The 11,681-nt window shown below is 68.8% G+C and carries 14 protein-coding genes; 7 read left to right on the forward strand and 7 right to left on the reverse strand.

The features are described 5' to 3' along the window. Nucleotides 1–33: 33 nt before the first annotated feature. Genes AC5IG3_RS10095 through AC5IG3_RS10120 form a run of 6 tightly spaced genes read right to left on the reverse strand, consistent with a single transcriptional unit; the run spans nt 34 to nt 4,298 of the window. Complete coding sequence (locus AC5IG3_RS10095; protein WP_491906171.1) at nt 34–651, reverse strand: alpha/beta hydrolase; 618 nt, start codon at nt 649–651, stop codon at nt 34–36. Next, a complete protein-coding gene (locus tag AC5IG3_RS10100) occupies nt 648–977 on the reverse strand; it encodes a (2Fe-2S) ferredoxin domain-containing protein (protein ID WP_491906172.1) in 330 nt (109 codons plus the stop codon). Before AC5IG3_RS10100 ends, AC5IG3_RS10095 begins: the two co-directional genes overlap by 4 nt. Beyond that, complete coding sequence (locus tag AC5IG3_RS10105) at nt 974–2,125, reverse strand: VanZ family protein (RefSeq protein WP_491906173.1); 1,152 nt, start codon at nt 2,123–2,125, stop codon at nt 974–976. Before AC5IG3_RS10105 ends, AC5IG3_RS10100 begins: the two co-directional genes overlap by 4 nt. Before the next feature lie 15 nt (nt 2,126–2,140). Beyond that, nucleotides 2,141–2,581 (reverse strand): CopD family protein, encoded by a 441-nt coding sequence (locus tag AC5IG3_RS10110; RefSeq protein WP_491906174.1) that lies wholly within the window; start codon nt 2,579–2,581, stop codon nt 2,141–2,143. 27 nt (nt 2,582–2,608) lie between these two features. After that, complete coding sequence (locus AC5IG3_RS10115; RefSeq protein WP_491906175.1) at nt 2,609–2,890, reverse strand: hypothetical protein; 282 nt, start codon at nt 2,888–2,890, stop codon at nt 2,609–2,611. Nucleotides 2,891–2,948: 58 nt separating this feature from the next. Further along, a complete protein-coding gene (locus AC5IG3_RS10120; RefSeq protein WP_491906176.1) occupies nt 2,949–4,298 on the reverse strand; it encodes a protein kinase domain-containing protein in 1,350 nt (449 codons plus the stop codon). A gap of 92 nt (nt 4,299–4,390) precedes the next feature. Here AC5IG3_RS10120 and argS point away from each other — a divergent pair, with 92 nt between their 5' ends. From argS to AC5IG3_RS10155, 7 genes are all read left to right on the forward strand, one after another. Next, nucleotides 4,391–6,076 (forward strand): arginine--tRNA ligase, encoded by a 1,686-nt coding sequence (argS, locus tag AC5IG3_RS10125; RefSeq protein ID WP_491906177.1) that lies wholly within the window; start codon nt 4,391–4,393, stop codon nt 6,074–6,076. A gap of 18 nt (nt 6,077–6,094) precedes the next feature. Further along, the gene (locus tag AC5IG3_RS10130) at nt 6,095–6,742 is read left to right on the forward strand and encodes an SPOR domain-containing protein (RefSeq protein ID WP_491906178.1); all 648 of its coding nucleotides are present in this window, start codon (nt 6,095–6,097) and stop codon (nt 6,740–6,742) included. 35 nt (nt 6,743–6,777) lie between these two features. After that, a complete protein-coding gene (locus AC5IG3_RS10135) occupies nt 6,778–7,446 on the forward strand; it encodes a thiol:disulfide interchange protein DsbA/DsbL (protein ID WP_491906179.1) in 669 nt (222 codons plus the stop codon). 2 nt (nt 7,447–7,448) lie between these two features. Further along, complete coding sequence (gene lptA, locus AC5IG3_RS10140) at nt 7,449–8,018, forward strand: lipopolysaccharide transport periplasmic protein LptA (RefSeq protein WP_491906180.1); 570 nt, start codon at nt 7,449–7,451, stop codon at nt 8,016–8,018. Further along, complete coding sequence (lptB, locus tag AC5IG3_RS10145; protein WP_491906181.1) at nt 8,015–8,791, forward strand: LPS export ABC transporter ATP-binding protein; 777 nt, start codon at nt 8,015–8,017, stop codon at nt 8,789–8,791. The genes lptA and lptB overlap by 4 nt, the downstream gene beginning before the upstream one ends. 21 nt (nt 8,792–8,812) lie before the next feature. Then, nucleotides 8,813–10,465: an RNA polymerase factor sigma-54 gene (gene rpoN, locus AC5IG3_RS10150; RefSeq protein WP_491906182.1), complete on the forward strand. Its 1,653-nt coding sequence runs from the start codon at nt 8,813–8,815 to the stop codon at nt 10,463–10,465. Between the two features lie 282 nt (nt 10,466–10,747). Then, complete coding sequence (locus AC5IG3_RS10155) at nt 10,748–11,074, forward strand: hypothetical protein (protein WP_491906183.1); 327 nt, start codon at nt 10,748–10,750, stop codon at nt 11,072–11,074. Here the strand turns inward: AC5IG3_RS10155 and AC5IG3_RS10160 are convergent. Next, a complete protein-coding gene (locus tag AC5IG3_RS10160; RefSeq protein WP_491906184.1) occupies nt 11,049–11,675 on the reverse strand; it encodes a 2-hydroxychromene-2-carboxylate isomerase in 627 nt (208 codons plus the stop codon). The genes AC5IG3_RS10155 and AC5IG3_RS10160 overlap by 26 nt on opposite strands. Nucleotides 11,676–11,681 lie beyond the last annotated feature (6 nt).

Raw genomic sequence — 11,681 nt, forward strand, 5'->3', positions numbered from 1 at the left:
AGAAGTCGGTAGGCAAGAAGCGGCAGGCCGCTCTCAGCGCCAGCTGCGCACGATCAGGTCGCGCAGCGGGGTCAGCTGGCCGTGGAAGAAGTGGCCGATGCCGGGCATCACGATCACCGGCAGTTGTTGCGGGCGGGCCCAGTCGAGCGTGGCCGAGAGCGGCACGACCTCGTCGGCCTCGCCGTGGATCACCACCGTGTCGGCGGGAACCGGGGCGGGTGTGGCGCGCTGGGTCGACGGGCCGACCAGCAGCAGGCGCTCGGCGGCCTGGTCACCGATCAGTTGTGCGGCCGCCAGCGTCGTCACATAGCCGCCGAACGAGAAGCCGGCCAGTGCCAGCGGCAGGCTGGGTTCGCGCAGGGCGGCGACCACGGCCAGCAGGTCCTCGGCCTCGCCGCGGCCTTCGTCATGGGTGCCTTCTGTGGCGCCCACGCCGCGGAAATTGAAGCGCACCGCCCGGTAGCCCAGCAGCAGAAACGCCCGGGCGATGGTCTGGGCGACCTTGTTGTCCATCGTGCCGCCGAACAGCGGGTGCGGATGCGCGATCACCGCCACGCCGCGCAGCACGGTGCCGGCGGCGGGGGAGTCGATGGCGCATTCGATCGCACCCACTGGCCCGGCGATCAGCCGGCGTTCCGTCTGTGAATTCATCGGCCGACGTCGGCGTCGAGCACCAGCCGCTCGACCACCTGGCCGTTCTTGAGGTGCGACTCGACGATCTCGTCGATGTCGCTGTTGTCCACAAACGTGTACCAGGTGCCTTCCGGGTAGACCACCGCCACCGGCCCGCCCGAGCAGCGGTCCAGGCAGCCGGCCTTGTTGACCCGCACCTGGCCGGGGCCGGCGATGCCTTCGGCCTTGACGCGCGACTTGCAGTGGTCGAAGGCTGCCTTGGCGCCCAGATCGGCGCAGCAGGCTTCACCGTTGTCGCGCTGGTTGAGGCAGAAGAAGATGTGGCGTTGGAAGTAGCTGCTCATGGGCCGATTGTAGAAGTCGACTCGTCGCGGTGGCCCGGGCGCCTGCCGGCCTGCGCCAGCAGAAACAGCAGCGCGGCAAACGGCCACAGCCAGCCGATCCATTGCGCCAGACCATGGAACCGGATGAAGCGGCCCTGCTCCCAGGCCTGCAGCGAGAGCCAGAAATAGGGGTCGACCCCGGCCTGGTTGACCAGTGCGATCAGCGCGGTGATGGCGATCAGCCCCAGCGCGGCCACCTGCTGGCGTGGCAGCCAGGCCAGGCCGACGCCCAGCAGCGCCGCGCTCGCCAGCGCCGGGCCGACCGGCGGGCTGAGCCAGGTCAGCGCATGCTCGGGGCCGAAGTTCAGCGCGTTCGACAAGGTGGTGGCCGCAGGCCCCAGCACCAGCGCGCCGGCCAGCATCACGAGCCGGTGCAGCGGCCGGCGCGACATCACGAACGCCACCCAGCACGGCGCGAGCTGGCCCAGCGTGATCACCAGCAGTTCCATGCCCGGGGGCAGCGGCTCCGCCACCACCTGCGGGTCGGGCAGAGGGATCCAGCCGGCGGCGGCGGTGTCGGCCAGCCAGCCGTCGACCAGCACTGCCAGCCGCCCCAGCCCCTGGCCCAGCCCGAGCGGCGCGGGGGGCGGAAACAGCAGGCTGATCGGCCAGGACAGCAGCAGCGCCAGCCCGGCGGTGCCGTGGGGCACGAACCAGCGGTCGCGCAACTGCTGCCAGTAGCGCAGCCCGCCCAGGTGGTGGATCAGCAGCGCCAGCGCCGCGCCCACCGCGCTGCCGGCGCTGTTCAGGGCCCAGTCGATCCGCGATGGCACCCGCTGCGGCAGCAGGTGCTGCAACTCCTCCAGCGTCAGCGACAGCAGCACGCCCACCAGCGTGGCGAACAGCCAGCTCACCGCGCGCGCCTGCCCGGCGCGCAGCCGGCTGATGGCCAGCAGCAGACCCAGCGGCTGATAGGCCAGGAAGTTGGACCACAGATCGAAGCGCGAGGAGGGCGTCACCGGCAGCCACAGCAGCTTGAGACCTTCAGCGCCGTTGATGTGGCTGGGCCAGCTCCAGGGGCTGAAGGGGTGCAGGCTGGCGTAGACGATCAGCGCCAGCCAGGCCAGTGCCAGCGGCCCGGCCGAGGAGCGGTACGTGGCAGGCGCCATCCAGCCGCAGCCGCCTCAGAACGGCTTGACCGCCACCAGCACGACGATGGCGGCGAACAGCAGCACGGCCACCTCGTTGTAGACGCGGTACCAGCGGTGGCTGCGGGTGTTGGCGGCCATCTCGAAGCGGCGCAGCAGCCGGCGGTTGCCGTGGTGCAGGCCGATCACCAGGATGACCAGCGCCAGCTTGGCGTGCAGCCAGCCGTTGCCCGCGCCGCGCCACAGGCCGAAACCCAGCCAGAGCCACAGGCCGCTGGCCAGCGCCACGGCCATCAGCAGGGTCGAGAAGCGTTGCAGCTTGCGCGCCATGAGCAGCAGGCGTTCGCGTTCGGCGTGGCTGTCGGGCGCGACCATCGCCAGGTTGACCAGGATGCGCGGCAGGTAGAACAGCCCGGCAAACCAGCTGGCGATGAAGATGATGTGCAGGGCCTTGACCCAGAGATAGGCGGAAGTCATCCGCCCATCATAAGCAGGCGATGCGGCTTACTTGGAGGCGGCTGCAGCCGGTGCGGCTGCGCACTTCTTCATGAAGCTGTTCTTGGCGGCGCCGGCCAGGGCCTTGCCGTTCTTGTCCACCGCCTTGGCTTCGCAGGACGCTGCGCCCGACTCGGCCTCGCACTTTTTCATGAAGCTGTTCTTGGCAGCGCCGGCCAGGGCCTTGCCGTTCTTGTCCAGCGCCTTGGCTTCGCAGGCCGCGTCGGCGGCATGGGCGCCCATGGCCAGGGTGGACAGGGCGAGCGCGACGATCGAGATGAGTTTTTTCATGGTGTGAGGTCCTCGGGATGACGATTGACGAAGGCACGGCGTCAGAGCGGCGCCGCATTTAAAGAATACGACGTGGATGAGCGAGCGCCTCGTGCGCCGCATGCAGACGGCGCACCAGCACGCGGATGAAGGCCTCGTCGAACAGGTGGCGGCAGGCGGGACTCAGGCGCGCGAGTGTCTCGGGCGTGAAGGAGATGGTGGTGGCCGCCTCGGTGATGATGATGTCGGCGCTGTGGCGGCGCAGTTCCGGGTTGGGCGCCAGATACGCCATCTCGCCCACCGAGGTGCCGGTGCCCAGCTCGGCCACGCGCCGCCCCTCGCGGTAGACCTCGACCGCGCCGGCGGCAATGATGTAGAAGACCCGGCCTTCCTCGCCCTTGTTGTAGAGCGGATGGCCGACCGAGAAGCGCTGCCACTTGGCGCGGTGCACCACCTCCCACAGCGCCACGTCGCCGAACTGGCTGAAGAACTCCAGCGAGCGCAGCAGGTTGAAACGCTCGGAGTCCAGCACGCCCTGCAGCGCGCCGCGCGGCACGTGGTGCGAGGTGATCAGCTGCGACAGCGCGTCGCCCAGATCGTCCCAGGAGTTGTAGCGGTGCTCGGGCCGCTTGGCCAGGCAGCGCTGCACGACCTGGTCGAACGCCGTGCTCACGCCGGCGCGCTGGCCGACCAGGCTGGGCGCGGGCGTGTTGCAGATCTGGTGCATCAGGCTCGCCTGGCTGGCGGCCTCGAAGGGCGCGCGCCCGGCGATCAGGTGATAGAGCACCGCGCCGAGCGAGTAGATGTCGGCGCGCGCATCGAGCTGGCTGCCGTCGATCTGCTCGGGCGACATATAGGCCAGCGAGCCGACGCGGTGCACCTGCGTGGCGTCGGAGGTGAGGTTGAGCGCGCTGCCGAAGTCGGTGATCTTGACGTCGGTGACCTGGCCGTTGACCTCCACCGCCAGGATGTTGGCCGGCTTGACGTCGCGGTGCACCAGCCCTTGGCGGTAGCAGTAGCCCAGCGCCATCGCGCACTTGAAGCCGATTTCCACCACCTGCTCCAGCGCCAGCAGCTGGCCGCCCTGGCAGTAGGCGCGCAGCGTGGTGCCGGGCACGTACTCCATCACCACGTACGGCTCGCGCGGGTCGGGCACGGCGTCGTAGATGTCGACCACATTCGGGTGGTGCAGCCGGCCGGCGAGTGCGGCCTCGGAGGCGAAGAAGCGCGAGAACACGTGCCCGTCCAGCGCATCGCTGAGCATGTTGGCGCGCACGCGCTTGACGGCGACCTCGCGGTCGTTGAACTCGTCGTGGCAGAGGAAGACCTCGCTGGTCGTGCCCTCGCCCAGGCGGCGAATGACGCGGTATTTGCCGATGCGTTCAGGCTGTCCTGGGACGCGCGCGGCGGGTTCGGTGAGGTCGATCATGATGAGTCCGGAGTTACACACGGAGTTTTTCACCACCGCCCGGGGGCGGCAAGTGAGGAATGCGCCGATCACCCCACCCGTAGAATGACAGCATGATTCAAGCCAAAGAGGAATTGCTCGTTGCGTTGGGCCAGGCCCTGGTCCAACTGGCGCCCGAAAGCGTGATTGTTCCCGCTTTTGAGAACCCCAAGCAGGCCGCCCACGGCGACCTGGCTTGCACCGCCGCCATGCAACTGGCCCGCCCGCTCAAAAAGAACCCGCGCGAAGTGGCGCAGGCGCTGATCCAGGCGCTGCAGTCACAGCCGGCCACACAACGCTGGGTCGAGGGCATGGACATCGCCGGCCCCGGTTTCATCAACCTGCGCCTCAGGCCCGAGGCCCGCCAGCAGGTGGTCGGCGCCGTGCTGGCCGCTGGCGACGGCTTTGGCGTGCGCCCGAGTCACGGCCGCCGCGCGATGGTGGAGTTCGTCTCCGCCAACCCGACCGGCCCGCTGCACGTCGGCCACGGCCGCCAGGGCGCGCTCGGCGACGCGATCTGCAACCTCTACGCCACGCAAGGCTGGGCTGTGCACCGCGAGTTCTATTACAACGACGCCGGCGTGCAGATTGCCACCCTGGCCACCTCCACGCTGGCGCGCCTGCGCGGCTGGAAGCCAGGCGACGCGCAGTGGCCCGAATCGGCCTACAACGGCGACTACATCGGCGACATCGCCACCGATTTCCTGGCCGGCAAGACCGTCAAGGCCGATGACCGCGAGTTCACCGCCTCGGGCGACGTCGACGATCTGGACGGCATCCGCCAGTTCGCCGTCGCCTACCTGCGCCACGAGCAGGACCTGGACCTGCAGGCCTTCGGCGTGCGCTTCGACCACTACTACCTCGAATCCAGCCTCTACAGCAGCGGCCGGGTCGATGAGGCGGTGGCCAAGCTGAGCGCCGCCGGCAAGACCTTCGAAGAAGGCGGCGCGCTCTGGCTGCGCAGCACCGACTACGGTGACGACAAGGACCGCGTCATGCGCAAGTCCGACGGCGGCTACACCTATTTCGTGCCCGACGTGGCCTACCACATCCACAAGTGGCAGCGCGGCTTCGACAAGGTCGTCAACATCCAGGGCAGCGACCACCACGGCACCATCGCGCGGGTGCGCGCCGGCCTGCAGGCCGCGGGCGTCGGCGTGCCGCAGGGCTGGCCCGACTACGTGCTGCACAAGATGGTCACGGTGATGAAGGGCGGCGAGGAGGTCAAGATCTCCAAGCGCGCCGGCAGCTACGTGACGCTGCGCGACCTGATCGACTGGACCAGCCGCGACGCGGTGCGCTTCTTCCTGATCAGCCGCAAGGCCGACACCGAATTCATCTTCGACGTCGACCTGGCGCTCAAGGCCAACGACGAGAACCCGGTCTACTACGTACAGTACGCGCATGCGCGCATCTGCTCGGTGCTGGACGCCTATGCGCGTGACCGCAGCGGCGATCTGGCCACGCTCGCCGGCGCCGATCTGAGCCTGCTGGTGGCGCCGACCGAAGCGGCGCTGATGAACAAGCTGGCCGACTACCCCGAGATGCTCGGCCGTGCGGCGGCTGACCTGGCGCCGCACGACGTGGCCTTCTACCTGCGCGACCTGGCCGCGTGCTTCCACAGCTACTACGCGGCCGAGCGCTTCCTGGTCGACGACGCCGCGCTGATGCGCGCACGCATGGCGCTGCTGGAGGCCACCGCCCAGGTGCTGCGCAACGCGCTGGCCGTGCTGGGCGTGGGCGCCCCGCGCAAGATGTAATTTCAGGAGCGAGCGGTCATGACGCGTCAATCAAATTCGGGTGTGAAGCGGGGTGCACAGCGCGGCGGGTTTGCGCTGGGTGCCGTCATCGGACTGCTGATCGGCCTGGCGCTGGCGCTGGGCGTGGCGCTCTACGTCACCAAGGCGCCGGTGCCGTTCGTCAACAAGGTGCCGCAACGCACCGCCGAGCAGGACGCCGCCGAGACCGAGAAGAACCGCAACTGGGATCCCAACGCGCCGCTGGCCAGCAAGACCCCGGCCCGCGCCGCCAGTCTGCCGGCAGACAGTGCCTCTGGCGCTGTTGCCGCCCCGCCTGCATCGGCCGTGCTGCCCGCCGTGGCCGCACCAGCGGCCAGCCGCGCTGCGTCAGCAGTGGATAAAGCTGCTGATAAGGCTGTGGACAAGTCGGCCAGGGACGCACCTGGCGCGTTTCAGTACTTCGTGCAGGTGGGCGCGTACTCCAAGCCCGACGATGCCGAGCAGCAGCGCGCCAAGCTCGCCATCACCGGTCTGAGCGCGCGAGTCACCGACCGCGAACAGAACGGCCGCACCGTCTACCGTGTCCGGCTCGGGCCTTACGAGGCCCGCGAAGACGCCGACAAGGCCCGCGAACAGGCCGCCGCCGCAGGCTATGCCGAAGCGGCGCTGGTCCGTGTGGCGCGCTGAACTGCATACCCCCGCAACATTCAAGGAAACGAGTCATGAAGCGTCGTGAATTCATCGGTCAGACCGGTGCCCTGCTGGGTCTGGCGGGCGTGTCGGGGCTGGCCTCGGCCCAGGCCGGGTTCCAGGAAGGCAAGCACTACGTCAAGCTGGGCCAGCCGCTGGCGGTGACGGCACCTGCCGGCAAGATCGAGGTGATCGAGTTCTTCTGGTACGGCTGCCCGCACTGCAACGTCTTCGAGCCGACGCTGGATGCCTGGGTCAAGAAGCTGCCTGCCGATGTGGCCTTCCGCCGCATGCACGTGGGCTTCCGCCCCAACTTCGAGCCGCAGCAGCGCCTGTTCGCCACGCTGGAGGCGCTGGGCCTGGTCGAGAGCCTGCACCGCAAGGTTTTCTTCGCCATTCACCAGCAGGGCCAGAAGCTCGACAAGCCCGAACTGATCTTCGATTTCATCGAGAAGAACGGTGCCGACCGCGCCAGGTTCACCGAGATGTACAACTCGTTCGGCATCCAGTCCAAGGTGCGCCAGTTCTCGCAGCTGTCGGCGGCCTACAAGATCGATGGCGTGCCGTCGATCGGCATCCACGGCCGCTTCTACACCTCGCCCGCGCTGGCCGGTGGCGAGGGCGCACCCGAGAGCGAAGGCGCCACGCGCGCCCTGGCGTTGACCGATCAGCTGGTCGCGCGCATTCGCAAGGGCGGCTGAGCGTGCCGTTTTGCCCTGTGCTGATTCGCTTCGCCCTGATCGCTGCGGTCCTGATCGCGGCCGCCGTGCCGGCCCAGGCTGAGCGAGCCGACCGTGATCTGCCGCTGCAGTTCGATGCCGGCCAGTTGCGCATCGACGGCAAGAAGCGCGTCAAGCTGCTGAGCGGCGGCGTCGAGATCCGGCGCGGCACGCTGCTAATCAAGGCACGCGAGGTCGAATTGCGCGAAACGCCGCAAGGCCAGATCGTGCTGGCGCTGGGCAGCGAGGCCGAGCCGGCCAGCTTCGAGCAGAAGCGCGACGGCATCGACGAGCTGATCAACGGCCAGGCCCAGCGCATCGAGTACGACGCCACCACCGAGACCGTGCGCTTCACCCAGCAGGCGCGCGTGCGGCTGCTGCGCGCAGGCGTGCTGGCCGACGAGATCAGCGGCCAGACCATCACCTACGACCAGGCGCGTGACGCCTTCGACGTGCAGGGCGGCGCCGCAGGCGCCAGCGGCACGGGCCGCGTGCGCGGCGTGGTGACGCCACGCCCGGCGGCCAGCGCATCTGCACCGGGGGGCGCCCGTTGAGCGGCGTGCCCGCCACGCCGGCAAGCCTGACCGAGAGCCGCCTGGAGGCCACCGGCCTGCAAAAGAGCTATGGCGCGCGCAAGGTCGTGAAAGACGTGCACCTGGCGGTGCGCAGCGGCGAGGTGGTCGGCCTGCTCGGCCCCAACGGCGCCGGCAAGACCACCAGCTTCTACATGCTGGTCGGGCTGGTGCGGGCCGATGCCGGCCAGATCCGCATCGACGGCGCGCCGGTGCAGCGCCTGCCGATCCATGAGCGCGCCCGGCTCGGCCTGTCCTACCTGCCGCAGGAGGCGTCGATCTTCCGGCGCCTGACGGTCGAGGAAAACATCCGCGCCGTGCTGGAGTTGCAGCGCGACGCCCAGGGCAAGCCCTACAGCGACACCCGCATCGAGCAGCTGCTCGACGGCCTGCTGGCCGACCTGTCGATCGAGCGGCTGCGCGACAGCCCGGCGCCGGCGCTCTCGGGCGGCGAGCGCCGCCGCGTCGAGATCGCCCGCGCGCTTGCCACCCAGCCGCGCTTCATCCTGCTCGACGAGCCGTTTGCGGGGGTCGACCCGATTGCGGTGATCGAGATCCAGCGCATCATCGGTTTCCTCAAGAACCGGGGCATCGGCGTGCTGATCACCGACCACAACGTGCGCGAGACGCTGGGCATCTGCGATCGCGCCTACATCATCAGCGAAGGCCGGGTGCTGGCCGAAGGCCGCCCGGCCGACATCGTCGAGAACCCTGACGTGCGCAAGGTTTACCTCGGCGAGCATTTCCGCATGTAACGCCACCAAGAGCTGATTCCCGTGAAACCGTCCCTGCAGGTCCGCCTCTCGCAGCATCTGGCGCTCACGCCCCAGCTGCAGCAATCCATCCGCCTGCTGCAACTCTCGACCCTGGAGTTGCACCAGGAAGTCGAGCAGATGCTCGAACAGAACCCCTTCCTGGAAGCCGAGGACGACAGTTCCGGCTCCGGTGCCACGCCCGATCCTGAAACGGCGCCGCCGGCCGAGCGCACCAGCGCCGCCGACGAATCCTGGGAGCGTGACCGCAGCGCGCCCGACACCTCCGGCGAGTCGGCCATCGAGTCCTCGGCCGGCAGCGGCGAGGGCGAACCGGGCGCCGAGCAGCTCGACTTCAGCTCCACGCCCACCGCCGACGACTGGGACAGCAACGGCGACCGCGACGACTACCACGGCAGTTCCGAGCTGCCCGGCTCCCGCAACGCCGCGCCGGACGACGACGACAGCGACTGGAGCGAGCGCTCCACCTTCACGCCCAGCCTGCCCGACCACCTGCGCGACCAGCTGCTGGGCATGCGCCTGGCGGCCGAGGACATCCTGCTGGTCGAGTCGCTGATCGACTCGCTCAACGAAGACGGCTACCTGGCCGACGGTCTGGACGAGATCGCCGAGCGCCTGGCCACCGGCCTGGAAGCGGTCGAGGTGGCTGAGCTGGGCGTGGCCGCCATCCCGCCCGACCCGGCGGTGGCTGCCCAAGTGGCCGCCGAGCTGCGCGAAGACCTGATGGACCGCCTGCGCGTCGCGCTTGGCTGGCTGCAAAGCCTGGAGCCGACCGGCGTGGGCGCCCGCGACCTGGCCGAATGCCTGGTGCTGCAGCTGCGCGAACTGCCCGCGAGCCCGGCGCAGTCGCTGGCGCAGACCATCTGCCAGAGCCATCTGGCGCTGCTGGCGCGGCGCGACGTCAAGAAACTGACGGCAGCCACCGGTGCCGATGAGGACCTGATCCGCGACGCGCAGAGCCTGATCGTCAAGCTCGAACCCAAGCCCGGTCGCCGATTTGCGCGCGCCGAGGCCAACATCGTCGTGCCCGACGTGATCGTGCAAAAGAGCGGCCGCGGCTGGAAGGTGGTGCTCAACCCCGACGTGATGCCCAAGCTGCGCATCAACGACATGTACGCCCAGGTGCTGCGCCAGCACCGCAGCGGCACGCGCGGCACGGCCGATGCCAGCGGCGCGACGCTGTCGGCCCGCCTCCAGGAGGCGCGCTGGTTCGTCAAGAACATCCTGCAGCGCTTCGACACCATCCAGCGCGTCTCGCAGGCCATCGTCGAGCGCCAGAAGGGCTTCTTCACCCACGGCGAGATCGCGATGAAGCCGCTGGTGCTGCGCGAGATCGCCGATGAACTCGGCTTGCACGAGTCGACCATCTCGCGCGTGACCACCGCCAAGTACATGAACACGCCGTTCGGTACCTTCGAGCTGAAGTACTTCTTCGGCAGCTCGCTCAACACCGAGGCCGGCGGCAACGCCAGCAGCACGGCGGTGCGGGCGCTGATCAAGCAGTTCGTTGCGGCCGAGGACGGCAAGAAGCCGCTGTCGGACAGCCAGCTGAGCGCGATGCTCGAAGAGCAGGGCATCCAGGTCGCGCGCCGCACCGTGGCCAAGTACCGCGAGGCGCTCAAGATCGCCCCGGCCAATCTGCGCAAGGAAATCTGAGGCGACGCCCGCGCGTGAACCGGTTCCGGGCAGCGTGTCCCGGTCTGGGTCGGCGGGGGCCCGACCTTGGTGCACAGGGCCCGCCCGCGTGCGGAACCTTGAGCGCCAGGACGAGAGTGGGCGCTGACTTTACGGTGAGAAAAGGCACCTCTTGTTGTCGAACTGCCTCGGCAGTGTGACTTAGCGCACCCCGGAAACACTTGGGTTCAATTTTGCGCGTTTGCCTGGGTGGCGCGGCACGGCCTCTGCATAGAGCATGGCGTGAGATGAGGAGACCCGGCCATGACCACCCCTGCCCCGACGATCGAAAACACCCCGAACAGCACCGTCCCCAGCGTCGCCACCCGATCCCAGATTGCCACGCGCATCCATCAGCTGCTGCTGACCGAGTTGGGCGAAGACGTCGATATTTCCCTGCTGCTGGGCCCGCCCGACTACGCCCGCGCCGTGGTCAGCCTGTGCCGCTCCTGCGGCAGCGATGAACTGGCGCGTTTGGCTGAGCAGTTCCAGCGCCTGAGCGCCGAAGACACCCAGCGCCAGCGCTCCCAGCAGGTCACGCGCTACGGCGCATCCGCGGCAGCGGTCAAGGCTGACACGCGCCTGGGCTGAGCCAGCGCTCCATCTGCTGCTGCCGGTCATTGCCCCAGAACGGCTCCCCATCGATGATGAAGAACGGGGCGCCGAACACGCCGGCAGCAATCGCCGCGTCGTTCTCCTGGCGCAGCTTGTCCTTCCAGACCGGGTCGGCACAGACCGCAGCCGCCTGCCCGGCGTTCACGCCGAACTCTGCCGCCAGTGTCGCGAGCGCATCCGGCCGGCTCAGGTCGATGTTGCGGGTGAAGTAGGCCCGCAACCCGGCGTGCGCCCAGGCTGCCGCGCGTTGCGGGTCTTGCGCGTCCAGCCACCAGAACAGCCGGGCGGCGTTCTGGGTCGAAATCGGAAACGGCGAGGGCATCACCATCGGCACATCGGCCATGCGTGCCGAGCGGGCGAAGTCGTGCAGCGAGTATTCGCGCTTGAGCGGGTGCGATACCGGGCTTTTCAGTTCGGCGGCCTGAAAAGTTGCCCCCAGCAGGATCGCGTGCCAGCGCACCGTGCGGCCGTGCCGCAGGGCCAGGTCGGTGATCCATTCCGAGGCGATGTAGGAATAGGGCGACGAGAAGTCGAAATAGAACTCGATGGCGGCGGGCGTTGGGCTGTGTGCATTCATGCTGAT

This window comes from Leptothrix sp. (in: b-proteobacteria) (genome assembly GCF_965250675.1).
GTDB lineage: Bacteria > Pseudomonadota > Gammaproteobacteria > Burkholderiales > Burkholderiaceae_C > Sphaerotilus.

Excerpts from the sequence above, each read along its gene's own strand:
- AC5IG3_RS10095 (WP_491906171.1), bottom strand. The coding sequence starts at position 651 with ATGAATTCACAGACGGAACGCCGGCTGATCGCCGGGCCAGTGGGTGCG.
- AC5IG3_RS10100 (WP_491906172.1), bottom strand. The coding sequence starts at position 977 with ATGAGCAGCTACTTCCAACGCCACATCTTCTTCTGCCTCAACCAGCGC.
- AC5IG3_RS10105 (WP_491906173.1), bottom strand. The coding sequence starts at position 2,125 with ATGGCGCCTGCCACGTACCGCTCCTCGGCCGGGCCGCTGGCACTGGCC.
- AC5IG3_RS10110 (WP_491906174.1), bottom strand. The coding sequence starts at position 2,581 with ATGACTTCCGCCTATCTCTGGGTCAAGGCCCTGCACATCATCTTCATC.
- AC5IG3_RS10115 (WP_491906175.1), bottom strand. The coding sequence starts at position 2,890 with ATGAAAAAACTCATCTCGATCGTCGCGCTCGCCCTGTCCACCCTGGCC.
- AC5IG3_RS10120 (WP_491906176.1), bottom strand. The coding sequence starts at position 4,298 with ATGATCGACCTCACCGAACCCGCCGCGCGCGTCCCAGGACAGCCTGAA.
- argS (WP_491906177.1), top strand. The coding sequence starts at position 4,391 with ATGATTCAAGCCAAAGAGGAATTGCTCGTTGCGTTGGGCCAGGCCCTG.
- AC5IG3_RS10130 (WP_491906178.1), top strand. The coding sequence starts at position 6,095 with ATGACGCGTCAATCAAATTCGGGTGTGAAGCGGGGTGCACAGCGCGGC.
- AC5IG3_RS10135 (WP_491906179.1), top strand. The coding sequence starts at position 6,778 with ATGAAGCGTCGTGAATTCATCGGTCAGACCGGTGCCCTGCTGGGTCTG.
- AC5IG3_RS10155 (WP_491906183.1), top strand. The coding sequence starts at position 10,748 with ATGACCACCCCTGCCCCGACGATCGAAAACACCCCGAACAGCACCGTC.
- AC5IG3_RS10160 (WP_491906184.1), bottom strand. The coding sequence starts at position 11,675 with ATGAATGCACACAGCCCAACGCCCGCCGCCATCGAGTTCTATTTCGAC.